Here is a 25,890-nt window from a genome sequence, read left to right as displayed (position 1 = left end):
GCGGGCAGCTCTTTTAAAAGCTAAGCTTATTGAGGAACAACGTTAGCAGCTTGTGGGCCACGATCGCTTGATTCTTCATCAAAAGTAACTTTTTGGCCTTCTTCTAAGGTCTTGAAACCGTCAGTTTGGATAGCTGAGAAGTGAACGAATACATCGTTGCCATCTTCACCAGTGATAAATCCATAACCCTTATCAGCATTGAACCATTTTACAGTACCATTTTTCATGAACTAAATCCTCCTAGGATATAAAAAATTAAAGTAACAAAACAAATGTTATTAACACCTATAAAGAATTTACGGTAACACAATTAAATGATACTTTAAAACTTCACATAAATGCCAATCACATTATATAGATTAACACACTCACCCAGTAAATTCCAATCAGAACCCAAATTAATTCAAAAAAAGTACTAACCCCCGTCACCCAAGTTAACGAATTGTTACGTTCATTACCCGCAAGTAACAAGTGAATAAAGCCTTTGATAAGAAGCCACTTATTACGTGACGGAGACCGTATTTTAGTGGTATATTTTAACCATAGACTTATCCGAAAGAAGGTTGATCCGGTGAAGCGACGAGGCGCAATTTTATTTGGTTTATCATTATTAGCAGGACTCTCCAGCACATTGGTCCGCAAACGTCACCCCAGCCAGATTGCTGATGGTGATCTAGCCGTGTTCTATGCTGGCACCTGGACGTACCGCGACGAGGCTCATCACCGGGATCACACGCTCGAAATTGACCCCAACATGATGATTCGCATCGACGGTCGCGCCATGCCCGCAACGGTTGAATCCATCTCATCAAGTGAACTGATTTTACTCGATCAGTACGGGTTTCACCTTGAAGTTAAAGCGAACGAGCAGCGGCCCGTCGCCCTATTCGACGAAGCCGACGACCGCAGTTACGTGATTTTATCACCACACCAAGCCAAACGCTTAACTGATTAAACCCACGCAGCTCCTGATTCATCAGCTGCTTTAAAATAAGTCCCAAGCTCATCATCTGATGGTCTTGGGACTTATTTTTTGATTCGGCGGTGCTTAATTGGTGTAAAGGTTTATCGCTAGTTTGCACGTTCACCACTAGTTCCAGCACTTGGTACTGGTTTAAATCCGGCAATTAAATACTGCAATACCAATTTAAATGCACACTGATAATTGAAATACCCGTCATTAATTAATTTGAACGCTGGCCACTAACTTACAGGTGCACCACTAGATTAGGAAACCACTATTTGAACCGTGCAACGCTAGTCCTACTGCTCAACACGCATTTAAGCATCCGCCGCCAAGTCAAGCTTACTAATTCAAACTCTCCGCAACGACTTGATTATACTGTGCCGAATTACCGTTAAAAATCAAGCCACTAAACTCTTGGCGCGTTCCATTTTGCTGATAAACGGCGCGGTCAGAATAGTGCATGAACAGCACACGTTTGGACCGATGATGGGTGTTCGTCGTATCCAGCCACAACGGGCTCTGCTTAATCGCCGGCTTCACAACTTGTTTCATTAGTTCTGGCGTCGACCAGATCACACACTTGCGGTCATAATCCTGCGTCAGCTTGGTCACGAGTGCGCGTAATTTTTGTCGCGCTTGCCGCACCGCAATCGTTTTATCCGTATAATTGCCATAATAATTGACTTGAATCGCAATCGGTAAATTGCCGATGCTGTCGCCGACCGTCTTCTCAAAATAAGCAGCCTGGGCTGACGCGGACGACGAGAAACTAAACGTATGGACAACGCCCACGCCGAGACTGGTCCCGATAATGCGTTCGTAGTTGCTTGAAAAGTTGTCATCCGTATAGCTCGCGCCCTGAGTCGCATGCATGTAGACAAACTTCAGGCCGTCATTTTGCAAAGCCGCAAAGTCCAAGTAGCCGTCATTTTGCGAAACGGCGACGCCTCGAATATTGAAGCCTTCGACGACGGACGCACTCCGCCAGCGTAACCACATCAACCCACCCCAAATACTACCGAGGAGCAGGACTAGAATTAACAGCCAGCCAAGTCGGTGACGCCAGCGCGCCCACCACGTTCGTGCATATACTGGTCGATAATGTTGCCGCTTTGTCATCTCATCAATCCTTTGCCTACAGCATTAAAGCTCTGTTCGCGTCTGACTAATGGCCTCGCGAACCCGGCCAAGACTTTCAGCCATTTCGATATTCCCGTGAACAGCCGTCATCAAAAAGAGACTGTCGATAATGCTCATTTGCGCAATCAACGAGGTCAGTCCTTCTGAACGATAATTAATTTCTTCGGCCACCGAGATAAAGGCGACCGTGCTATTTTTTGCCAATGGTGAATTGCCGAAGCTAGTTAGGGCAATCACCGGCACTCCTTGCGAGTTTAAGGTCGATAACACTTGTAGCGTCTGTTGGTTGCGTCCTGTGTGTGAAATCACAACGGCGACGTCCTGAGCATTCATCTGGGCCGCCTGCATCAGTTGCATATCATAGTCGCTATTATGCGCACATGGAATGCCCGTGCGGACGAATTTGTGGTAGCCATCTAAGGCTGCGACCGCCGAGCCTCCAAGGCCGTAAAACCCAATTGAGCGCGCATTTAACAATAATTCGACCGCCTGTTTTAAGTCGGCCTCCGTCATCACCTGACTGGTCTGATCCAGGGAGCTCCGAATACTATTGAAAGTCGATTCAGCAATGCCCTTAAAAGTCGTTTGCTTTTCAACATCTTGAAAGGCTTCGGCATTCGTCTGTTCGATGGGTTCCGCGGCCGTTAACTCACGTGAAAAATCGCGAAAACTGCTAAAACTGATGCGTTTAACGAACCGTGAAACGGTCGCTGTCGACACGCCAACTGCCGCGGCTAGATCTGAAATCGACTGCGCCGCCGTTTTGACTGGGTCGGCAATAATATAATACGCAATCTTGCGGTCAGTAACACTGAGATTCGGATAATAAGACCGAATCAGCGTCAGAACGCGATTGCGATGTACTGGTGTTTGTGTGGACATGCTGACCACCTCCATGTCCAAATTTTACCACAATTCTGATGGTCACTATCAATTTCTTGTCATCATCACCAATTGACGTGCTGTTTTCGCTGACCAGTCAGCTGCCGCGAATCACCAACAATCACCGTCATCAGCTTTAATCATCCGGCTAAAGAAACGCTGGCACGCTGCCAACCAATCTGATCTGCTGACAGGCTGAGCGGTTGGCTTCTGATAGATTATGGCGTCGGATTTGCCGAGATCAGTCCCTTGTTCGTCGGTTTATTTTTATCGAGCATATAAGTCCGAATCAAGGTCACGATTTGCGCGTTTTGAGGCAGATCTGAGTGTTGGGCGTTATTTCCCGTGACCGTGATTTCAGTGAAGTGCTTGACCTGGCCCTGATAAACGTACTTGCCCGCTTCTACACTGCGCGCGGGGACTAGGCCGTCCGAATCATAATTTTCAGTCCCGGCCACCGAGTACATCGTGGCAGACTTCGGTAGTCGGTCCCGATATTTGATGAAATCCGCCAACATCTGGGTCTTATGATTCAGATTTGCTTCAGAAAAGTTATACGGCGAGCCAATCGTCATGATGCGTTTGACCGTAATATCATCCCGATTAAAATAATGCTCGAAGTAATACGTATAAATCAGCCCACCATTCGAATGACCGATGGCTTTGAAATTATTAAATTGATATTTAGCGGCCAACTTTTTAAACGCCAGCGAGAACCAGCGCGCCTGTTTTTTGATATTGTCATAGCCGTCCCGATTATTTTGAAAGCCGACGACAATAATTGGCTCATTGTCCCGCGCCCGCAACGTTCCCGTCATTTTGATACTGTCATCCGTGTTGACGGTCAATTTGATCAAACTATGCCGGCGATGATCCGCCTTATTGAGCTGTTTGACCAGGGTATCAAACCGATTTTGAGTGGCACTACTCCCCGGAATCATGATGATCGGTGACATTTGCGAGTCGTGACGGCCAGTCATCGCGGCCACATTGGCGCGGGTCCAATGATAAGACGGGCCAACTAGGCAGCCGAGGAAAATCAAGCCCAGTATTAAAACTAGCAGACTACGCCGTCGACGCCAATTTGGTTGATTACGCATTTGAATCGCCTCCCACTGACTGCTGAGCAGCGCGCACGATGGCTTCCGCTAACCGCATGAATGGCAGATAAATCGCGACTGATAACGCTAAGTTGATTAGCCCTAACCCAAGCGCCACCACGTTGCCGTTTGTTCCGATAAAGGCAATCAATGGTCCCGGGGTCCCAATCGGTACTGGGTACACGACCGGTGGAATCCAATGCAACGCAATCGCGATGGCCGCGGTGCCCATATTGACCAGTGGCGCCAAAATAAACGGGATCAGATAAATTGGATTATATAGGACTGGTAATCCAGTCAGTAACGGACCGTTGCTATTGAAGAGTGACGGCAACAAGCTCCACCGCGCGACGACGTGATAATTATGATTATCGCTGCCGATATAAATTGCAATCAGCAGTGCGAGCAACATCCCCGTCCCACCGAACGTGCCAAACGCGTGGTAGAGCGTGTTTGCCGTGTACGGATACGGGACATGATAAGCTGAATGGTGCGTCAGGGCATAATTCAGGTTCGCAGTCATCGTCGAACTATTGGTCACCAACCGTTCTTGATAGGGCCCCGCTAATCCCAGAATTTCAAGTAAGAGCGTTAACGCGGCTAAGGCAAACGTCATCCAGAGGCTGTGACTCGTCATCGCGTACTTTTGAAACGCCGACCAGCTGTCCATCGAATAGGTCAAAATCATCAACCAATTCAGGGCCAAACTAAGCCCCACCGCTAGCACTAAGATCAGGGCCATCGGTAACAACGAGCCAAACGTCCGGGTCAATATATCGGCCGTGTGCGGACTGGCTTGTTCGGGCACGGGTTTACTGAACCATTTAAAACACAAGCCGGTCAGACCACCAACCAGCAGTGCGCCCGTCAGGCCATTCGTCCCAATCAGCAACGTATTAAAGAGACCAACTTGATTCTGATTCGTATATTGATAGGCAATGATTAGCAAGGCAATCGCCGCGGTCAACCCAGCTAACTGGTCATCGCGCTGATGCAACTTGGCATGATACTTGGCCGCCCCAAACGCCGCCACGACAGCTACCCCATTCAGCGTGAGCGTCGTCAAACTATCAAAGGGATAGTGTAAGTAACGATAATACGGCACCCACTTAGACAAGTGAAAAATACTGGCAATAAAACCCGACTTAGTCAGAACCGTCAGCTGAATAATCTGGCTGAACGTCCCAATTAAGATAAATGGAAAAATCAACATCAGGGTGCGCTGAATGATACGATAAAAATTGGTTTGCCGGAAACGGACTAGGCGCGGCACTAACCGTTGAATTAATTGCTGCTGACTGATTCCCATTGACAACCCCCCCGATTCCTGTCATTTACTGGTTCTTATTATAAGCCGTTTAGTCCGCTTCTGCCTATTACAATCTTTCACAAATTTTGACACGTCAACATTATCGATGATTGTATTAACAAAATTATGCTCGCGATAGCCACTGGTGAGCGTTCTCGGGCTGCATCTGGTAAATTCATGTCAAAGTGAAACCGATTATTCGGCCTGATTTATCGCACAATCTCGTGAGACTCATCACATCATTTATTGATTGCTAATCTGCAACCAAAAAACGTGCAGGTCAGTCCTTGACTTGGACTCACCTGCACGTTTAGTAATTAATTGATTAATTGTTAACGATGACCGAACTGATTATCTTAAACTAATCGACCCTGACCGTGCGCGACCGCTAATCAGATAAGTGGCGGTGGTACCGACCCGACCCGCCTGGTAACCATCCGCATGGTGGTCCACTTGGGCAAAGTGCGGCGCGGTGACTCGACCACTTTGGGACTCTAATTCATAACGGTAGCTGGCATCTGTGGGTGTCGAAACCTTGATCGATCCACTATGTGCCGCAAGCGTAGTATCCCCGTTAATAGCGGCCAAAGCAAGCTTGATGCTCCCCGATTTGGCCGTCCATTGACCGCCACCACGGACTTGCTGGCCGCTAACACTACCACTAGTCACACGGACGTTGTAATTCCCAGCAGCGACGTCAAGTAGCCGCGCCCGACCGCTTTTAACGTTCAACACTAATTGTTCAGCAATCTGAACATCAGCCATCGTCAGACTTCCTGATGTCACCTCGCTGGTGAAGGTCGTCATACCAACCGCCACCAGCCGGGCACTACCACTGACAACTTGGAGTTGTAATTCAGACAAGTGCTGGAGATTGCCCATAATGACGTTGCCAGAGCGGTCGCTCAGTGTCAGTTGACCTGCATATGACGCTGGAATCAGGATTTGGACGTGGACTCGTAATGGAATCAAAAACGGCACCTTGCCTTGCACGATTTCAAGCCGTTCCTCAAACGTCGTGACCTGACTGTAATAAGCCGGGTTATTATAATTCATGTAGTCCCGAATAATCACGTCATTCCCCGCTTCACGCGTTGGAAAGACTTTGACCGTCGCTGCGCGATAATTGATAGCGATGTGTGCTAATCCAGTCAGTGACACGCGCTGCTCGTTGACCAATGGGTGCCGTTCACGATAGACGTCGTCCAGGTTCGCGGTGACGTGCTGATTCGACTCGTCAGTCGCGGTATCGTCCGTGGTTGACTGCTCCTGATCAGCATCGGTTTCGGGCTGGGACGTTGGGTCGGGTTGCTGTGACTGTTTCTGTTGTTGTGACTCCCCTCGTTGTTGCGAGCGTCGTTCATCTTCAAAATCGGTCTCGGCCTGGTTTTGAAGACCGTGTTCATCCAGAATCCAATTGCCCACCTTCAATCCATTAGCATCCGCTTTGATGGTGCCGTTATTAATTGAGAGACCGTCCGCATTGATCTTGAGCGTTTTACCGTCGTCAATTTCAATGCCGTTGTCATCCACAATAACTTGATGTCCGTGGACGTGTTCAGCGCTGCCATTCTCTTCGTTGATCTGTTTAATTAAGGCATTAATATCACCGAAATCACTAAACGCTTCGGCGACCGCCTCTTCTGGTTCAAGTCCACTAGCTGCTTTATCATTTGCCGCTTCGTTCAAATCAGCTGATAGTTCCGTTTTTAATTCTGCCAATGCGGCAGTGTCTGGTTGGTGCTTAAAATAAGTATTCAATCGCATTGCGACGAGTTGTTCAATCTTGGCTGACATCGGCCTCAATCCTCCCTAAAATCAATTCATCAATCACTTGCTTTGCAAAATTCCATTCATCGATATTGTGTTGCAGTGTCTGTTGGCCCTGCGTCGTAATCTGGTAATACTTACGCCGACCACCCTGCGTTTCATTGCCCCAATAGCTGCGAATATCCCCATTTTTCTCTAACCGCCGAAAAACGGTGTAGAGTGTTGCTTCGTTGATGACGTACGCGCCATGGCTCAACTGCTTGATGGTCTTCGCAATCGCATAGCCGTAACTGTCACCCTGGTTCAAAATATTGAGCACAATGGTTGTCGTGTGCCCCCGAATCGTATCCTTGGAAATTTCTGGTTTCACCAAATTGACCTCCTCTCGACTACTTTGTCAGACATAGTAATTTGATGAACATAATATACCACCAATTACTGTGTGTGTCAAAGTAATTTGTTCTGAAAAATGTTCAGTTCTCAATTGGGGCCCATTTTTGAGAATTAAGTGCCGCCGGAATCATGCGATTGACGCCAAATATGCGCATGTTTACCGATTAGTGCGCTCATTCTGGCGATACGAAAAAAGCGACGCTGTCTGCATCACACGTCGCTTAATATCGAATTTATTAATTTTGAATCGTGATTACCTCTCATCAATCCAGCTGCCAGCCGTAACTGTACGCAACTCAGGCATCAGTTTTTCAGCTATTCAGATTGAACTGCACTTGAGATTGGCAGCTGACCCGGTTTCTCACGCCATTCACACAAGTACAACCGTATCACAACTAGGGTAACCTCTCAAAACCCCGGTCACTAATTACAAGCCACTATAATTATAAAAGACTAGTTAGCATACCAGCTACTATAATGACAAACTGGTTAACAGTGACTACCCGCTATCGCCAGTTAATTCGGCTCAGCACCCGTTTACCCAAGCCGTTTTGCAAGATAATGAAGACTGGGTAGGCGCTAATCATCAGTGGCAGGTAGATCATTGCCAGCGACCAATCCAGCAGATTGACTAGCGAGAAAATCTTGCCACCAAATAAGAACACGAGGACAAATAAGGTGGCCATCAAAGCGACCAGCCCGATTTTAAACCGGTTCAGTGGTCGTGCCGCAATCAGCAAGGCGTTCAAACTAAAAATTCCCGTCATCAAGACACTCAAGGTCGCGGTCGTTTCGAAATTCAAATTGAAATGACTCCCAAGCGCCATAATAATCATAATATAACTGACGACACACAGAGCGGCTGGCACCGCAATCTCCATGACTTGTTTCATAAAACGACCCGTAATTCGCGTATAATCTGGCTGTAACGCTAAGAAGAATGTTGGGATTCCGACCATCAGCGAGGAAATCGGTGTTAGTTGAATCGGCTCAAACGGGTAGCTGTGGCTCATAAAGATAAAAATCAGTGTCAACGCTACCGAATACATCGTTTTGATCAGATACAAGGCGGCGACCCGCTCAATGTTGTTGATGACTCGCCGACCTTCGTTTAAAACTTGGACCATCGCATCAAAATTTGAATCAATCAGGACAAAGTCGGCAAGACTCTTCGTGGCTTCACTCCCACTCGCCATGGCGATGCTACAGTCGGCTTGTTTCAACGCTAACAAATCATTGACCCCGTCACCCGTCATCGCCACCGTATGGCCATCACGTTGGTATGCCTTGATCAATTGTTCCTTTTGTTGCGGGGTCACCCGACCGAATACCGTGTAATCCGCAACCAATTGGTCATAGTTAGGGTCATCACCGACCTGGCCCATGTCGACAAGTCGCTCTGCACCCTGAATTTCCGCGCGTTTGGCAATACTTGCGACCGTCACGGGATTATCTCCGGAAATGACTTTCAACGCAACATCCTGATTGGCAAAAAAGCCAAAGGTGGCTTTCGCTCGCGGACGTAATTCATCCGTTATTAAGATTAAGCCCAGACACTTTGGCGCCGTTGGTTTAGGCGTCGTCAGAGCCGCAACTTCCGCAAGCACTAAGACCCGGTAACCTTGTTGTGCCAGCGATTGAATGCGCGCTTGTAAATCAGTCGGAACTGTTGTAAAAATAAATTCCGGTGCGCCCATAACTTCCGCGTGATCCGCAAACGCCGCCCCACTCCATTTCCGACTAGACGAAAACGGCATAACCTGAGTTGGCTGGACATCCGGTTGGCCTAACGCTGCTTTGATTGCCTGGGCCGTCTCATTATCATCATCAATGGCTGTGACCAATGCGGCCAGTCGGTCTTCCACAGCCTTCTGAGCAATCTGGCCCCATGGTTCGACCCGTTCAAAGACGAGCTTGCCACTCGTAATCGTCCCGGTCTTATCTAGGCACAGCGTATCGACCCGCGCGAGCGCTTCGATTGCTGGCAACTCCCGGACTAGGACTTGGTGACGACCAAGGGTAAACGCCCCGGCAGCTAAAGCCACAGAGGTCAGCAACACCAGCCCTTCTGGAATCATACCGACCATCGCCGCCACGGTTCCTAAAATCGCGCGATTCTGGCTTTCACCACGCATCATTGTCGAAATGAAGAGTCCGGCACCTAGTGGAATAATCGTGAACGTCAATATTTTGATAATTCGATTGATAATCGTTAATAATTGACTCGGTGTCCGCCGTTTTTGCTTGGCAGCCCGTGCCATCTGTTTGATAAAACTACCGTGTCCGACCTGTGTCGCCTGCACGACCCCGTGGCCACCAAGGATGACACTGCCGGAGACCAGTTCGTCCCCGGCGCCCTTAATGACGGGGTCAGCTTCACCGGTAATTTGCGACTCATCGACTTCGAGGCCACTCGTTTCACGTACCAAGCCGTCGACTGGAAGTTGCTCACCACGTGTGACCAGTAATAAATCATCCTGGACGATTTCATCCTGTGCAATTGCCAACGTTTGGCCATCGCGCCGGACTTTTACCTTCGTAGCTGACAACAGCGACAACTTGTCCACCTGCCGTTTAGCCCGAATCTCTTGGAATATCCCGATTGCCGTATTGACGATGACGACGAATAGAAACAGCATGTTCTTATAGCTACCCGTCAACAGGACTAATCCGGCTAACAAAACATTGATACAATTAAAAAGTGTCAGTAAATTGTCACGAAAAATCTGTTTGACCGACCGCGTCAAAGGCGGTAACGGCTCATTTTTTAGGCCCGCTGTCAGGCGCTGGTCAACCTCTTTGGACGTTAACCCGTGTTCAATTGCTGATAAATAACGTTCTGACATGGCGCGCCCTCCCCGTTTACAAAAATAACGTTAACCTTATTGTAAACGATTTTTTAAAGGCGATGCGAAAAAAACGCCCGAATTTATGCTTTCCATTGTAAAATTAATCTTTTCGTTATGATTACGATACTATCAAACTGATTGCCATGGGGCTAGAAGCTGCGCACGTGCTTCACAACCAAGGTTGACAGCGCCAACACGCTTCGTGACTGCCTGCCCATTTTCATGTTATCACGGCACTCGCTATCCGTGACGTGTCCCACAAAGTTGGCAGACATTTGCATTTTGACCGAATAAAAAAACGGCCACCCGATATGGCTAGCCGTGATTATCATTAATCGTTAGTTTCATCCGCTGGTAAATGCGTCTGGTCAATTGCCAGCTGCATGACCTTTGTAAAACGTTCATCAAGTTCTGTCCCGCTCATTTTGAAAAAGCCACCGATTTCCTGAATGATGAAGCCGAATAAAGTCGACCGGTACAACGTATTTTCAACCCGCGCTGAGTCGTCCAATTGTAAAGGTTTAAACATCATTTGATACAACTGCACGATTGCTTTACGTGAGCGTGGAATCTTCAAGTTGTCATTCAAATCCAGTAATAGCGGTGCCAAACGTTGATGTTGAACACAGGCCGCCCGAAATTCCTGTGCAAAGGCCATCAAGGCTTCATCGCCATCAACATTGGCAATTTTTTCAGTCAACCGATCAGCCACATTTTGAACAAATTGGAGACCGACCTGATCCAATAGATCACTCAGGCTATCAACATAATTATAAATGGATTGTGGCCGGACATCCAAAACTAACGCTAAGTCACGAATCGTTAATCCGTTAATACCCTTACTCTCAATTAACTGATTAGCTGTCGCTAATACTTTTGCTTGTGTTAGTGTTCTTCTCTTTACCATTATGCTCCCCCGTTTTTTGGTTTATTTCGTGTTTCATTATAACCCATACTGCGCAAAAACCGGGATAAAACGCTTATTTTTTATTTATTTTAAGATATTCGATGGCGTTTGCGTTTAATAATTGACCAATAAATACAATTATTTACGGGGGTACTTATTGAAATTCAAATAGCCAACTGACCCACACCGAAAAAATTCAACCAAGCGTAATCTTGATAAATTGTCACATAAGCATTTTTGTTTTTAGTGTATTAGTTGTCGCTAACTGGCTAAGGGTGATAACCAATTTGTAAGTGGCTAAATCAACACCAACTGCCTAAAATCATCGCAAACATTCACGCTTACAAAGACTCCCCTATTCTTCATATGGCACGTCATTTTCGTGGCACCACTCAACGGCCATATCGTGATAGGCTTGCGCTTCAAAATCATACCATTGCTCTAATAAACCAAGTTGTTCAATTGTTGACCGAAACCTACGAAAGGCGCCTCGCCCACTGATTGCTTGTTCTAGCCGCTCTCTTTGACGATCATCAGCCACTTGATCAACATAATCCCTCATAATCTGATAATCGTGAATGTCGATCTCAGTTGGAAAGCTCACATAGTCATCACGATTGTCATCAATGGCTTCTGCTAATTTATCATTGCTGTCGTCATCCGCAAATTGATCATTTACTAGTACCACAATCTCATCCGTTGAACGACGGTAGTAGTAGATCATACCATCTTCAGCATTAACAAACGGGTCAACCAGATCATCTAATTTCATGGAAAACATCCTTTCACGCTCACTAGAGTATAGGCCCATTGTAGCCCTTTTCACGGACTATTTCTGCTAGGGCCAAACAATTTATGTGATTGTGGTCAGTTTCAATTACTGAGGGCAACAAGGCGCTGCTACTAGCGTCACTAGGATGCTTAGTTCATAGTAATTGTAATTAAAAAGTCTAGCTTTAATTGCTAGACCAAGTTGGCACAATAATATTCTTAAACCGACCTTTTGAGTGATTCAACATCAGGGGGCGCTGGCAATATCATCGTAAATATTGTCCAAAAAGACTGGTTTTATTGGCTTCATCATTACTCATCTTCAGAGATGAATTTACAGGCCAATTGCCTTAGCAGCTTCCTCTTTAGTCATTGTTATGCCATCGTCCGAATCCTCAATTAGACGATCCATCGCTTTAGGCAACTGCCTTTTCATCTTTTTGAACTGGGTGATTAATTCTTGGCCTTCGTACCCTTGATGAACCAGATCCTGAAGAATGTTTTCACTAAAGTCTAAGCAGTCATCGTCCTGAGCAAATTCATAAAAGATTCCATAATCAGTTAGATGTGGCCTAACTGTTACGCCAACACCAATCTTGAATGATTCAGGAACCGTTAGCGTAATCGCATTACCCTGACGCCTAGTTTTTGTCGTTTTCATGACTATCACCTCTTCGTGAATTACTCATCATTTGTAATAATTGCTTATGATTATAACTTGATACTCGCCTTTTAAACAAACTATTCCATACAAATAGACCAGCAAAAGGCCCTATATAGAGCTGTCTTGAAACTAGAACTTCAGGTACAATCTGAGAAAAAACGAATCACGGCTATTCTCATGACGATACCTAACTGTTACGTACTGGAGAATAGTCAACGAAAAAAATTAAAGGCTGCTTTCCAACATGCTGCACTAGCCCCTCCTCAAGACTATACGCCCGTACCGTCTGTAATACCACCTTTTGAATCATAATTACGTGGTTAGCTTGCACCATGAATGAAGATAATACTCGCGCTATTTACGCTGGACGAGCTCACTGACGAAATGATTGCAAATGCTTGCTATTAGATTGCAAAAAAGATAATGTCACATCAACAACTTGAATGTGGAGGTAATTAATATGGCAAAGCCAATCAAGAAAACAGCCAGCGTTTTCACTAGAGTCAGCCCAGAACTAAAAAATCAGGCTGAAGATGTATTAGACAAACTTCAAATTCCGATGTCAACAGCACTCAGTATGTTTCTACAACAAGTGGTGGAACAACAAGGCATCCCTTTTGAAGTCAAGCTTCATCATCACCCATTAGATGCCTCGACTTTAACGACAGAACAATTTGATCAAAAAATTCAAAAAGGCTTCGATGACTTTAAGCATGGTAAGACCTACACAGCCGAACAAGTACACCAACAATTACAAGAAAAGCATCGTCAATCGTGACAACAAAAAAAGTGTACCAATTTCCGTCAACAAAAACGGAACTGGCACACTTTTCAGCTATCATGAATGCCTTTATACCGGCATTCAAAAAACTATTTTTCTTTACGTTCCAATACCGTCACCGATTCAATATGCGGCGTCTGTGGGAACTGGTCTACAGGTTGAACTGGTGCACTGATCTGGTACCCGTATTCCGCAAACCGTTGAACGTCGCGAACTAAGGTTGATGGGTTACAACTAATGTAAACGACCCGTTTTGGTGCCATTTCGCCGGCGCTCTTGATGAAGTCAGCGTCCAGACCCTTGCGTGGTGGATCGACGACGATTACGTCTGGCTTGATACCATCCGCTTGCCACTTAGCCATCGCTTTTTCAGCGCTATCCAACACAAACTTGGCATTCGTGATACCATTCTTATCCGCGTTCTGGCGAGCATTATCAATCGCAGCGGGAACAATTTCGACCCCATACACCTGCTTAGCATGTTGCGCCATCGTCAGTGAAATGGTTCCGATACCGGAATAAGCGTCAATCACCGTTTCATTACCCGTCAATCCAGCGCGGTCAATCGCCAATTGATACAGTTTTTCAGTCTGTTGTGGATTGACCTGGTAGAATGATTGTGCCGAAATAGCAAACGTCAATCCTAATAATTGGTCATCAATTGTCGACTTTTCTGCTAACACGTTGTTAACCGGCCCTAAAATCACGTTAGTCTTCTTTGAGTTAACGTTTTGAATCACACTGACCACTTCTGGTAAGGCGGCTTGAATCTCTTGTGTGACCACGTCAGCCATCGGTAAGTGCTTCGTCCGAGTGACGATGACCACCATCATCTCGTGGCTGTAGTAGCCCCGACGAACCATAATCGTCCGAATCGTGCCACTGTGATGGAATTCATCATAGGCTGCTTCGTGATACTTCCGCAAAATATCGCGTACGACCACGATTGCCTTATCAATTTCAGGATCCTGAATATAATAATCTTCAATTGGCATTAATTGATGACTGTTCTTCTTGTAAAAACCAGTCGTTAATTGCCCCTGAACCTGGCGAACAGGCACTTGCGCCTTATTCCGATACTGGGTCGGATTGTCCATCCCAATCGTTGGCAAGACTTCAACATCATCCATGTGCACTTTAGCGAATAATTCAGCGACCTGATGTTGTTTGAATTTCAGCTGTTCACTGTATTCTAGGTGTTGCAATGGCGCAATCCCAGTCTGCCGATAAACGCGGCCCTTTGGATTGACTCGGTGCGGACTGACTTGGTTGATTTTTTCAACTTCCCCGAACGCAAAATTCTTTGTCGTCTTCGTCACTTTGACCGTGATTTTTTCTTCCGGTAAGGCATTTTCAATAAAAATCGGGTAGTTATCAACTTTGGCAACTCCCATGCCTTGATACGTTAAGTCCATGATGGTGACATCTAACACGTCACCCTTATGCACTGGTAAATTAACTTTCATTGGTTTCCTCTTGCTTTCTTTGTGAGTTCTTTTGATTATCTGTTTGGCTGGATATAACTGTACTACCAGGCGTTCAAACGGGTTGCAGGTCATATTGCTAAGCTGCACGTGCACTCGTTTTGGGGTCGAAACTGCATCATTTCACTTCACACGCCCCGTCCCAACCTTACTGTTAAAACGTTCAACCTTCAGCTGTGCACTCCGCTTGCTACGCTAGTTGATACTTGCAAAAACCGCAACCATCAACTCACTCGGTCTCGTCCTAGCCTTACTGTCGAAACGTGCAACCTTCAGCTGTGCACTCCGCTTGCTACGCCAGTTGACCATTGCCAAAACCGCAATAATTAACTAGCTCAGTCTCGTCCTAGCCTTATTGTCGAAACGTGCAACCTTCAGCTGTGCACTCCGCTTGTTACGCCAGTTGACCATTGCCAAAACCGCAATAATCAACTAGCTAGGCAATGCTCGAGCACAACCCGCTGAACGTTGCACTCTTAAAAAAATTACCGTCCACCATTGTATCGGTAAACGGTAATTTAAGCAAGTTATTCTGTTTTTTCGTCGTCCTCAGTTGCGGCTGGCAACTGGTCGACGGCCGAAACGAAGTGCCGTTCTGCATCTTCTAATTCTGGATCAGTGTCGGTGATTGCTTCATCAGGGATGCGGTCCGTATCGGCAAACATTCCAATGTGTTGCTTCAAGTTACGGAACGTCATCGGTGCATCACCACCGTATTCCCCGTCTAAGTTAATCATCAACCGGTCCTTATCAGCTGGCTTAGCAACGACCTTGCTCGTCTTGACATAGATGATGCTTGGATCATTGATGTGCTTACCACCATTGAGCACTAAGGTCATCAGGTGGAGCATTTTGGCCAAATTACTGGTCTTAACGATAATCATCGTAAACTTACCGTCGTCGAGCGAGGCATCCGGCACCAACTGTTCGAAGCCACCGACCGAATTCGTCAGCGCTAAGAAGAACATGGACGCCTTGCCTTGATAATGGCCACCATCATATTTCAGATCCATCTCAATCGGTTTCACGCGTGGCAATAACTCAGCCCCTTTGGCCAAGTATGCGGCGTAACCGAAAATCGATTTCAATTGTGATGGCACGTCATAAGTCAATTCCGTCAACATGCCCCCAGCCGCAATGTTGATGAAGTATTGGTCACCGGCTTGACCGATGTCCATTTTGACCGTCTGGTTCTTTAAAACGACCTTGGCCGCGGCGACCGGATCATTTCGCGGAATCCGCAGTGCCCGGGCATAATCATTGGTCGTACCCGCCGGAATAATGGCCATCTTAGGCCGCCGTTTTAAGCCAGCTAGCCCGTTTACTACTTGATTGATGGTCCCATCACCACCAGCTGCTACAATCAGTTCGAACCCATCCTTGGCACACCGTCGCGCCTCGTCAGCCGCCGAATTAGGGGCTGGCGTCGTCGCAAACGCACTGGTCTCATAGCCAGCTTGTTCAAAGATACCAAGAATTTCAACTAGATCGTGGGCGAGTGCCTCACGTCCAGAAGTCGGGTTGTAAATAAGTCGTGCCCGTTTACGCATGTTTCCTATTCCTCCGCTCGCACGGTCGAGTGTTCTGTGCTTAGTCGTGCCAACTACTGGTCATAGAATCGTGATTCAGGTCCAAGACCTAACCGACCTACCCCAACACGCTACCGTGCCTTTTGATGCAATTATCGTGCTTTTAATGACGTCATTAATAATTGGTTGACCACTTTCGGGTTGGCCTGACCATGCGTCTTCTTCATGATTTGACCCACGAGGAAGCCGACAGCCCGGTCTTTCCCATTCTTAAAGTCGTCGATTGATTGTTGGTTGTTGTCCAATACGTCATCAACGATTGGTTGTAACTTAGCTGGATCTGACAATTGAACTAAGCCCTTGTCATTGACCCATTGAACGGGTTCTGAACCAGCCATGATTGCTTTGAAGACTTTCTTGGCGATCTTACTTGAAATCGTCTCGTCGGTAATCATTTTAATCATGCCCGCCAAATGTTCTGGCGTTAACTCAGTCGCTGACAAGTCGACCTTGTGCTCGTTCAAGTAGGCGTTGACGTCCCCTTGCAAGTAGTTCGAGGCCAACTTAGGATCGGCACCCTGTGCGACCGTGTCATCAAAGAAGTCAGACATTTCCTTAGTCTGCGTCAAAACACCCGCGTCATAAGCCGTCAAACCAAATTCGTTGACGTAACGTTCGCGCCGTGAACCAGGCATTTCTGGAATCGTGGCTTTGACCGCTGCAATCCAATCATCGTCAATGTTGACGGCTGGAATATCAGGTTCTGGGAAGTAACGGTAATCATCGCTACCTTCCTTGACCCGCATTAAAATCGTTTCACCAGTTGTTTCGTCAAACCGACGTGTCTCTTGTTGAATCTTGCCACCAGACATTAAGACTTGTTGTTGCCGCTTTTCCTCGTATTCCAACGATTTACGGACATAGTTGAAGGAGTTCAAGTTCTTCATTTCGGTCTTCACACCGTACTTATCCGAACCTGCTGGCCGAATCGAAATGTTAACGTCGACCCGCATGGACCCTTCTTCCATCTTAACATCTGAAACACCGGTAAATTGAATCCGTTGCCGCAATGCTTCACAGTAAGCATAAGCTTCTTCTGGTGACGCAATATCCGGCTTCGAAACGATTTCGATCAATGGCGTCCCTTGCCGGTTCAAATCGACATAGGAATAGTCATTTTCGTGGGTGTTCTTCCCGGCATCTTCTTCAATATGCATTTCTTCGATACCGATTTTTTTCTTCTTGCCATCAACTTCGATTTCGATCCAACCATCATGCGCAATTGGCTTTTCATGCTGCGTAATTTGGTAGGCCTTAGGGTTATCTGGATAGAAGTAGTTTTTGCGGTCGAAGTACGTATGGTGCTCGATCTGTGCGTGTAAGGCAGTTGCGGCCTTGATTCCGGCTTCGACAACACCCTTGTTCGGTGTTGGCAGTACCCCAGGATATCCCCAATCGATCACATTGGTGTTGGCATTTGGTTCGGAACCAAATTGCACGGGTGAAGGACTAAAGATTTTGGAATTCGTTTTTAATTCAACGTGGACTTCCAAACCAATCGTGGTTACAAAATTCATTAGTTAGCACCTCCGACTTTCGGGGTTTGCTTGTAGACTTGGGTCGCCTGTTCAAAGGCATAACCCGCCTTGTAGAGCGTACTTTCATCAAACGCCTTACCGATTAATTGCAGTCCAACTGGTAACCCGTCTGCAAACCCAGCTGGCACTGACATCCCTGGCAATCCCGCCAAGTTGACCGGAATCGTCAAGACATCGTTCATATACATCGTGATTGGGTCTGAGAGTTCATCGCCTAACTTGAACGCTGGCGTTGGTGCAACTGGGCCCATGATGAGGTCGTAATCTTCAAAGACCTTATTGAAATCATTAATAATCATCGTCCGAACTTGGCCGGCCTTGTGGAAGTAGGCATCGTAGTACCCTGCTGAAAGCGAGAACGTTCCAAGCATGATCCGACGCTTAACTTCATCACCGAAGCCCTCAGAACGGCTACGAACATAGACGTCTTCCAAGTTCTTGACATCCTCCGCCCGGAAACCGTAACGAATCCCATCAAACCGTTGTAAGTTAGATGAAGCTTCTGATGACGCGATGATGTAGTATGCAGCCACACCATAGCGACTATTTGGCAATGAGACTTCTTCAACGGTCGCACCTAAGTCTTCGAATTGTTTAACGGCTTGTTCGATGACTTCGCGGACCTTCGGATCAATACCGTCGCCCATATATTCCTTAGGCAACCCAATCTTCATACCCTTGATATCACCAGTCAAACCAGCGGTGAAATCTGGTACGGCTTGTTGTGACGAGGTCGTATCATGAACATCGTTACCGGCAATCATGTTTAAGGCCGCCGCGTTATCCTTGACCGTCCGTGTCATCGGACCGATTTGGTCGAGTGATGAACCAAACGCGATCAGACCCCAGCGTGAGACCCGACCGTACGTTGGTTTCATCCCAACGATGCCGTTGAATGAAGATGGTTGACGAATTGAACCACCAGTATCAGAACCGAGTGCAACTGGCACTTGTCCAGAAGCAACCGCAACGGCTGAACCACCCGATGAACCACCAGGAACGCGACTGATGTCCCATGGATTACGGGTCACGTGGAAGGCTGACGTTTCCGTCGAACCACCCATCGCAAATTCATCCATGTTGGTCTTACCGACGATTAAGGCGTTGCTGGCTAATAATTTGTCAACAACGGTCGCGTTATAGACCGGCACAAAGTTTTCCAACATCTTAGATGCCGCCGTGGTCGTTAAGCCCTTGGTCACAATGTTATCCTTGACCGCCATCGGAATTCCGGCAAACACATTGTTTTCATCGATGCCTTTTTGGTCTAAGGCTGCGGCTTGTTGCAATGCCTGTTCTTCATTTAAATTCAAGAAGGCCCCTAATTGGGGGTCAACCTGATTCATCGTGGCAAAAGTGGCCTTGGCTAGTTCGGTCGCACTGATTTTCTTGGCGACTAAATCAGCATGTAAACTAGTCAGATCTTGGTCGAAATAAGTCATTATTCACCGTCCCCACTTTCATCAATAATTGCTGGCACTTTGATCAAGCCATTGGCCGTTTCTGGCGCGTTCTTCAATAACGCTTCCCGTAGTTCTTCATCACTCTTGACCGCCACGTCCTCACGTAACGTATTGGTATGGTCACTCATCCGTGACGTCACGGGAACGCCAGTCGTATCAACCTTGCTCAATTCTTCGAACATGCCGATGATTTTTTCCAACTGGGGTGTAAACATCGCCAGTTGGTCTGGTGTAAATTCCAATTTTGCCAAACTGGCAACGTGTTGGACTTGTTCGGCATTAATCCGTTCTTCAGCCATCAGATTTCCTTCTTTCTCAAATCTACTTAATTATTTAATCGTCGCCCTGGTCACTAAAGACGTGGGTGTAATACGAGCTACCCTTCGCAGTCCGCGCTAAGAAACTTTGGATATCGCCATTGGCACTCTTGACCGTGATTTCCACTGGAATCCCAGATGGCAAGTACCGTTTTGCAGCGGTCGCTAAGTACTGCGTAAAGCTAATGATTTCAGTCTCACTGTAGAACTTAGTGGTAATGTTGACACTTAACTTGCTCAACGACTTGTCTTTATAGTGGGCATTGGCAGTCACACCAGACAAGTTCGGGAAGAAGTTCTGAACATGCGACTTAAATTGACTAAAGTCTGATTCATCGTTACTATTAGCGCCCGAGTTCTTAGACTCTGAGGTTGCTGGGAAGACGTAATTCTTCCAGTTCAATGAGGTCCAATTGGAAATTGATGTCGACCCATTCTTAGACACGGCGTAGGCAATCATGTCACCGCCCACTAAGCTATCGTTAGATGATTGCTTATAGAGGGCTAATACGATTGGGACACTCTTCAAAGCTGAACGTTGACGCAAACATTGTAAGACGGTGTTAGCCATCTTCTTCCCTTGTGCCGTTAATTCAGTCGTTGAAATGTTCGTCTCATAGGTCGCCCCATATTCAACCTTAGTATAGTAATCGACAGAGTTCATCCCGAGCCCGATCGTAACCCCACCAAGGGACAGCTTACTCCCATTTTGGACCATGTAGTCCTGTTCTTCAAGCTGTTGTAAGTAAATCGGATTCCGGGTCGTCTCCCCAGTCTTACCATTACTTTTCGGGTTCAAGCCTTCAGAATTACTGCTTGATTTACGGCCCAACCAATTTTCGACCGTTGACGAACTCAAATACTGGCCTTCTTGGAAGACGTACTTGCTGGTTGGAAAGACCTTCTTAGAAACGTCCAAGAGGCCACTTTCAAAGCTCTTCAAATTCATGACGTTATCATTTTGTGATGCGGCGATTCCACGAGACTTACTCGTGCGGTACCGACCATTCTTGATCACACCTTGATAAAATTCGCTGTCGGTCGTCCCAGTCGTCGTGGTCGTTTTCGTCCCAGTCGTCGTGGTACTGCTACTACTCGAGCCAAATGATGAATTTTTTAAATTACCGCAGGCGGCTAGAACAATGGCAGCCATTGCTACTAGACCAATCGTGCGTATGCGTTTGACATTCACGCTTGTGTATCCTCCCTCATTGTTTCGCTGAACCGGGCTTCATCCCATACGGTAATGTCCAGCTGCTGTGCTTTTTGCAACTTACTTCCGGCATCGCTACCTGCAATGACGAGGTCGGTCTTTTTCGAGACGCTCCCCGTTACCGTGGCACCATGGGCCTGCAGCCATTGCGTCGCTTCAGGACGGGTGAAGCTTTCCAGCTTACCCGTTAAAACGACCCGTTTACCTGCAAACCAGCTATTACTATCTTCTGCCACGGTGGCACTAGGGCCTTGATACGTGGTATTCACCTTAACGGCTTGCAATTCGCTGATCAACGTATGCACTTCGTCACTCTCAAAATATTGAACGACGGCGTTTGCAATCACGTCACCCATCGAATCAATGGCCGCAATTTCTTCCTGACTCGCCGCCATCAACGCTTCAATGGTGCCGAAATGTTGCGCAATCAGGCGAGCCACCTTCGCGCCAACGTGCCGAATACCAAGGCCGAACAATAACCGTTCAAGTGAATTATCACGGCTACGGTCAATTGCTGTCAAGAGCTTTTCAGCAGATTTATCTTTTATTTTATCTAAAGTTAACAGTTGGTCCTTCGTCAATCGATATAAATCAGCGACATCCGCCACCAAATGATTGGTATACAATTGGGCAATAATCCGTGGCCCTAAGCCATCGATGTTCATCGCATTACGGGAGGCAAAGTGGACAAGCCCTTCTTGGACTTGCGCCGGACACTTCGGATTAATGCACCGTAACGCCACTTCGTCTTCCAAATGAACCAGTGGCGCGCCACATGACGGACAATCCGTTGGAATCTCGAGCGGCTGCGCGTCTTTTGGCCGTTGTTTTAAATCGACCGATGAAATTTCGGGAATGATATCGCCAGCCTTGTGCAACAAGACGGTGTCGCCGATGCGGACGTCCTTAACCGCAACGTAATCCGGATTATGCAGAGACGCGCGAGCGACCGTTGTCCCCGCCAATTGAACGGGTTCCATCACTGCAGTTGGCGTGACGACGCCCGTCCGACCAACCGTCCATTCAACATCTAACAGGGTCGTTGGTTGTTCATCGGGCGGGAATTTATACGCGATCGCCCACCGTGGTACTTTGACCGTGGCACCTAATGACCGTTGTAGTGGTAATGGATTGGCTTTGATGACGATCCCATCGATACCATACGCCAACTCTGGTCGTTCATTTTGATACTGATCGATATAGTCAAAGACTTCGCTCATCGAATGGGCGACCTTAAAGTCAGGATTAATCGCAAACCCTAAGTCAGCAAACTCCGTCAACATGTCGCTCTGCGTCCGGGCTGTGAGCGGTTCATAGTCGGCAATGTTGTACATGAAGGTACTCAGCTGACGTTCGGCGACCACGCGTGAATCTAACTGCCGCAACGTCCCAGCTGCCGCATTCCGCGGATTAGCAAAGACCGGCTCACCGGCTGCTTCTCGCCGTTCGTTCAACGCTGCAAACGCCGCTTTCGGCATATAACATTCGCCCCGAACGTCAATCGTCAATGGCTTGGTCAATCGTTGTGGAATCGACTTGATCGTCTTGATATTGGCCGTGATGTCTTCACCGACCGTCCCATTACCACGAGTAGACCCTTGAACGAGCACCCCGTCTTCATAACGCAAGGAGAGCGCGAGCCCATCGATTTTCAACTCACAGTTATAATCCACCGCATGACCGACATTTTGTTCCAACCGGTCCGCGAATTCCTGCAATTCGGCTTGTGAGAAGACGTCGCCTAATGACAACATTGGAATCTCATGAGTGACTTTGTCAAAACCAGATTTGACCGTCCCACCAACTAATTGCGTTGGCGAATCGGGCGTGACCAATTGCGGAAATTGTTGTTCAAGTTCGACTAAGCGTTCATACTTTTGGTCATAAACACTATCTTCAACATTCGGTGCGTCTTCATCATAGTACTGCCGCCGCCATTCATTTAACGTTTGCCGTAAAGTCGCCGCCTCTTCAGCCGCCTGTGTGACGGTCATTGTGTTGGGTTCGTCTGCCATCAGCTAGTCCTCCTAACTAATCTTGTACTTTTTGAATCGGTGCAAACGCCGCTAATAAACGCTTGATCCCTTCAGATTTGAAGGCAATGTCTAATTCAGCATCCTCGCCAGCGCCAGTCACCTTCACAACCGTTCCAGTACCCCACTTGCGGTGCTTGACTTTATCACCGATTGACCAACTATTCTTGTCAGCACCCGTTCCAGCGGCTTTTTTGACCGTGGCACGCGTTCCGACTGGGTTCTTCTTGTAGGATGGTGTAAAGGCTCGCCGTTCACGATCGTTACCAAACGGCACTTTTGGCCCAGTGCTGCTGGCGCCATCCAACGTATTTTCATTCTTGATTAAGTCCGGTTCAATTTCTTCCACGAACCGTGATGCCGGGTTGTTTTGACGCCGACCATACAACATCCGTGAGTAGGCATTGGTCAAATACAGCTTCTTTTCAGCCCGGGTAATCCCAACGTAGGCTAAGCGTCGTTCTTCTTCCAATTCATCTTCATCCATCATCGCACGCAACAATGGGAAGATGCCCTCTTCCAAACCAATCAGGAAGACGACTGGAAATTCCAGCCCCTTAGCCGCATGCAGCGTCATTAACGTCACAGCTTGCGGTTCTTCTTCCACGTTATCGACATCCGAGACTAAGGCTAAGTCAGCTAAGAAATCAACAAACTTATCGCTGTCTTCATCTTCAGGTTGATAACTATCATCAAATTGTTTGGTAACGGACAAGAATTCTTCGATGTTTTCGATCCGTGCCTGAGCTTCTAGTGATTTGGTTGCTTTGGCATCCTTCAAGGCCTTCATGTACCCAGTCCGGTTCAGGATTTCTTGCGTCAAATCAGTCACTGACAAGTATTCACGCATCGCGCGTAATTCATTCATCGTTGCCGCAAACTTAGCTAATGCCCCTTTGGCCCGCGCTGAAATACCGTTGGCCATATCGACGTTGCTAGCGGCTTCGAGCATTGAATAACCTGCTTCATCCGCAAACAACCGAAGCTTTTCAACACTAGTCTGCCCAATACCACGTTTGGGTTCATTAACGACCCGTTCAAAATTCATTGAATCTTGATCATTGACGACAAGTGTCAAATAGGACAAAACATCGCGAATTTCTTTGCGGTCGTAGAACTTGTTGCCCCCGACCATCGTGTAAGGAATGTTGGCCTTGACCAGCGATTCTTCCATGACCCGAGACTGTGCGTTGGTTCGATACAGGATGGCAAAGTCACCGTAATTAAGATTATCGGCTTGCATGCTCTCCTGAATCTTGGCAATCACAAAATGCGTTTCGTCACTCTCGCTTTGACCACGATAGTAAGAAATCTTGTCGCCCGATTCATTTTCCGTCCATAACTTCTTCGGCCGGCGCGTTGAATTGTTATTGATGACCGCGTTAGCAGCCGACAAAATCGTCTTCGTTGATCGGTAGTTTTGTTCCAACATCACGGTGTCGGCTTGTGGATAATCCTTTTCAAAATCCAGGATATTTTCCATGTTGGCACCCCGCCAACCATAGATGGATTGGTCGGCATCCCCAACGACACAGAGGTTCTTATACTTGTCTGCTAACAAGTTGACCAATGTGTACTGGGCGTTATTCGTATCTTGATATTCATCCACGTGAATATAATGGAATTTATTTTGGTACCAAGCCAACGTCTCCGGATTTTGTTTAAATAACCGAATCGTCAGCATGATCAAGTCATCAAAATCGACTGCTTGGTCGGCAGCCAGTTCGCGTTGATATTGTAAATAAACATCCGCAACAACACTTTCAAAAGGACTTGCAGCGGATTCCTTATACATTTCAGGCGTCTGCAAATCGTTTTTGGCATTCGAAATCGCGGACAAAATCGAGCGCGGGTCAAACTTCTTCGAATCAATATTTTGTTCCGTCAAAATTCGTTTGACCAGTGTCCGTTGTTCACTAGTCCCCGCAATCGTAAACGCCCGGTTGTAACCAATCTGCTCGATATCACGACGTAAAATCCGAACACACAATGCATGGAACGTTGAGACCCAGACTTCCTGTGCCGATTCCCCTAGCAATTTTCCGACCCGTTCACGCATTTCACGTGCGGCCTTGTTGGTAAAGGTAATCGCTAAGACGTTCCAAGGGTTGACCCCTCGTTCTTCAATTAAATAAGCTACCCGGTGTGTCAGTACTCGCGTCTTCCCCGAGCCAGCACCGGCCATAATTAGTAGCGGTCCTTCTGTGTCTAATACGGCTTCCTGTTGCTTGTCATTCATTCCTGCCAATAGGCTTTCTTTCGACACGCTGTTCGCCACCCTTTCTAAAAATCAGTCACCAAACATTATAGCAAATTTTGGGCATGATTGCTGAACTTTAAAGCCGTCATCGCGGACAAAAATACCACTCACGACCCTGGCAACCGACACACCCTAATTTTACTCCATCCTCGTGCTTACATAAGCTTTTATTAACTTTCAAATTGAATTGTTTTTGACTGTAGTAGCTGCGAAAGTCAAAACCGCCAGCTATGGCCCGCTGGAAAGTAAGGCAAGTTAGTGTAAATCTATTTAGTTAGTCCGTCCTATACCGGCTTCCAGGTATTTCTGACAACGCTGGAACGCGATGGATACAGATTTAAGCCGACAACCCACGTCTTAAATGCTGGTCTTCCACTAACCAAGCCAAAAACGCTTGCTAAGTGGAATTTCATCGCTGAGCATTGTCAGAAACACCTTCCATCCTGGGATGGTATTCGAA

General features: G+C 47.0%; 21 protein-coding genes. 2 read left to right on the top strand and 19 right to left on the bottom strand.

Annotated features, from left to right (window positions below):
• Positions 1–26: 26 nt before the first annotated feature.
• On the bottom strand, positions 27–227 hold the full coding sequence (locus KGF65_RS02930; RefSeq protein WP_003638174.1) for a cold-shock protein: 201 nt from the start codon (positions 225–227) through the stop codon (positions 27–29).
• 344 nt (positions 228–571) lie between these two features.
• Here KGF65_RS02930 and KGF65_RS02925 point away from each other — a divergent pair, with 344 nt between their 5' ends.
• A complete protein-coding gene (locus KGF65_RS02925; RefSeq protein WP_003638173.1) occupies positions 572–955 on the top strand; it encodes a DUF4828 domain-containing protein in 384 nt (127 codons plus the stop codon).
• Positions 956–1,309: 354 nt separating this feature from the next.
• Here KGF65_RS02925 and KGF65_RS02920 read toward each other — a convergent pair whose 3' ends face one another.
• The 10 genes from KGF65_RS02920 to KGF65_RS02875 all read right to left on the bottom strand — a co-directional run bounded on the left by KGF65_RS02920 (position 1,310) and on the right by KGF65_RS02875 (position 12,749).
• A complete protein-coding gene (locus KGF65_RS02920) occupies positions 1,310–2,086 on the bottom strand; it encodes a GH25 family lysozyme (protein ID WP_216748284.1) in 777 nt (258 codons plus the stop codon).
• Positions 2,087–2,110: 24 nt separating this feature from the next.
• On the bottom strand, positions 2,111–2,989 hold the full coding sequence (locus KGF65_RS02915; protein ID WP_216748283.1) for a MurR/RpiR family transcriptional regulator: 879 nt from the start codon (positions 2,987–2,989) through the stop codon (positions 2,111–2,113).
• A 218-nt stretch (positions 2,990–3,207) separates the two neighbouring features.
• Positions 3,208–4,089, bottom strand: a complete 882-nt coding sequence (locus KGF65_RS02910; protein ID WP_050338901.1) for an alpha/beta hydrolase — start codon at positions 4,087–4,089, stop codon at positions 3,208–3,210.
• A complete protein-coding gene (locus tag KGF65_RS02905) occupies positions 4,082–5,398 on the bottom strand; it encodes a PTS transporter subunit EIIC (protein ID WP_088769839.1) in 1,317 nt (438 codons plus the stop codon). Before KGF65_RS02905 ends, KGF65_RS02910 begins: the two co-directional genes overlap by 8 nt.
• A 351-nt stretch (positions 5,399–5,749) precedes the next feature.
• Entirely contained in the window at positions 5,750–7,195 is a 1,446-nt protein-coding gene (locus tag KGF65_RS02900; RefSeq protein ID WP_216748282.1) for a DUF4097 family beta strand repeat-containing protein, read from the bottom strand.
• The gene (locus KGF65_RS02895) at positions 7,179–7,538 is read right to left on the bottom strand and encodes a PadR family transcriptional regulator (protein WP_050338904.1); all 360 of its coding nucleotides are present in this window, start codon (positions 7,536–7,538) and stop codon (positions 7,179–7,181) included. The genes KGF65_RS02900 and KGF65_RS02895 overlap by 17 nt, the downstream gene beginning before the upstream one ends.
• A 529-nt stretch (positions 7,539–8,067) precedes the next feature.
• The gene (locus KGF65_RS02890; RefSeq protein WP_216748281.1) at positions 8,068–10,407 is read right to left on the bottom strand and encodes a cation-translocating P-type ATPase; all 2,340 of its coding nucleotides are present in this window, start codon (positions 10,405–10,407) and stop codon (positions 8,068–8,070) included.
• 334 nt (positions 10,408–10,741) lie between these two features.
• Entirely contained in the window at positions 10,742–11,317 is a 576-nt protein-coding gene (locus KGF65_RS02885; RefSeq protein WP_056952189.1) for a TetR/AcrR family transcriptional regulator, read from the bottom strand.
• A 355-nt stretch (positions 11,318–11,672) separates the two neighbouring features.
• Positions 11,673–12,089, bottom strand: a complete 417-nt coding sequence (locus KGF65_RS02880) for a UPF0158 family protein (protein ID WP_181185388.1) — start codon at positions 12,087–12,089, stop codon at positions 11,673–11,675.
• Positions 12,090–12,422: 333 nt separating this feature from the next.
• Positions 12,423–12,749 carry a toxin-antitoxin system gene (locus KGF65_RS02875; RefSeq protein ID WP_105924192.1) on the bottom strand — a complete coding sequence of 109 codons (327 nt, stop codon included), beginning with the start codon at positions 12,747–12,749 and terminating at the stop codon, positions 12,423–12,425.
• Positions 12,750–13,212: 463 nt separating this feature from the next.
• On the opposite strand from KGF65_RS02875, the gene KGF65_RS02870 reads away from it, so the two are divergent.
• Positions 13,213–13,530, top strand: coding sequence for a type II toxin-antitoxin system RelB/DinJ family antitoxin (locus tag KGF65_RS02870; protein WP_181185387.1), 318 nt, complete (start codon positions 13,213–13,215; stop codon positions 13,528–13,530).
• A 92-nt stretch (positions 13,531–13,622) separates the two neighbouring features.
• Here KGF65_RS02870 and rlmD read toward each other — a convergent pair whose 3' ends face one another.
• The 8 genes from rlmD to pcrA form a co-directional block, all read right to left on the bottom strand.
• Entirely contained in the window at positions 13,623–14,999 is a 1,377-nt protein-coding gene (gene rlmD, locus KGF65_RS02865) for a 23S rRNA (uracil(1939)-C(5))-methyltransferase RlmD (protein ID WP_216748280.1), read from the bottom strand.
• Between the two features lie 545 nt (positions 15,000–15,544).
• Positions 15,545–16,567 carry a diacylglycerol kinase gene (locus tag KGF65_RS02860; RefSeq protein ID WP_216748279.1) on the bottom strand — a complete coding sequence of 341 codons (1,023 nt, stop codon included), beginning with the start codon at positions 16,565–16,567 and terminating at the stop codon, positions 15,545–15,547.
• Positions 16,568–16,698: 131 nt separating this feature from the next.
• Positions 16,699–18,123: an Asp-tRNA(Asn)/Glu-tRNA(Gln) amidotransferase subunit GatB gene (gatB, locus tag KGF65_RS02855; RefSeq protein WP_216748278.1), complete on the bottom strand. Its 1,425-nt coding sequence runs from the start codon at positions 18,121–18,123 to the stop codon at positions 16,699–16,701.
• A complete protein-coding gene (gene gatA, locus KGF65_RS02850) occupies positions 18,123–19,586 on the bottom strand; it encodes an Asp-tRNA(Asn)/Glu-tRNA(Gln) amidotransferase subunit GatA (protein ID WP_088769844.1) in 1,464 nt (487 codons plus the stop codon). Before gatA ends, gatB begins: the two co-directional genes overlap by 1 nt.
• On the bottom strand, positions 19,586–19,906 hold the full coding sequence (gatC, locus tag KGF65_RS02845; RefSeq protein ID WP_050338913.1) for an Asp-tRNA(Asn)/Glu-tRNA(Gln) amidotransferase subunit GatC: 321 nt from the start codon (positions 19,904–19,906) through the stop codon (positions 19,586–19,588). Before gatC ends, gatA begins: the two co-directional genes overlap by 1 nt.
• A gap of 34 nt (positions 19,907–19,940) precedes the next feature.
• Positions 19,941–21,116 carry a CamS family sex pheromone protein gene (locus KGF65_RS02840; protein ID WP_216748277.1) on the bottom strand — a complete coding sequence of 392 codons (1,176 nt, stop codon included), beginning with the start codon at positions 21,114–21,116 and terminating at the stop codon, positions 19,941–19,943.
• Complete coding sequence (ligA, locus tag KGF65_RS02835; protein ID WP_105924189.1) at positions 21,113–23,152, bottom strand: NAD-dependent DNA ligase LigA; 2,040 nt, start codon at positions 23,150–23,152, stop codon at positions 21,113–21,115. The genes KGF65_RS02840 and ligA overlap by 4 nt, the downstream gene beginning before the upstream one ends.
• Before the next feature lie 16 nt (positions 23,153–23,168).
• A complete protein-coding gene (gene pcrA / locus KGF65_RS02830) occupies positions 23,169–25,436 on the bottom strand; it encodes a DNA helicase PcrA (RefSeq protein WP_216748276.1) in 2,268 nt (755 codons plus the stop codon).
• Positions 25,437–25,890: the final 454 nt, after the last annotated feature.

This window comes from Lactiplantibacillus sp. 30.2.29 (assembly GCF_018991255.1).
Lineage (GTDB): Bacteria > Bacillota > Bacilli > Lactobacillales > Lactobacillaceae > Lactiplantibacillus > Lactiplantibacillus pentosus.
Note: the sequence above shows the minus strand (reverse complement) of the source record. Positions and strands in the feature narration are given on the sequence as shown.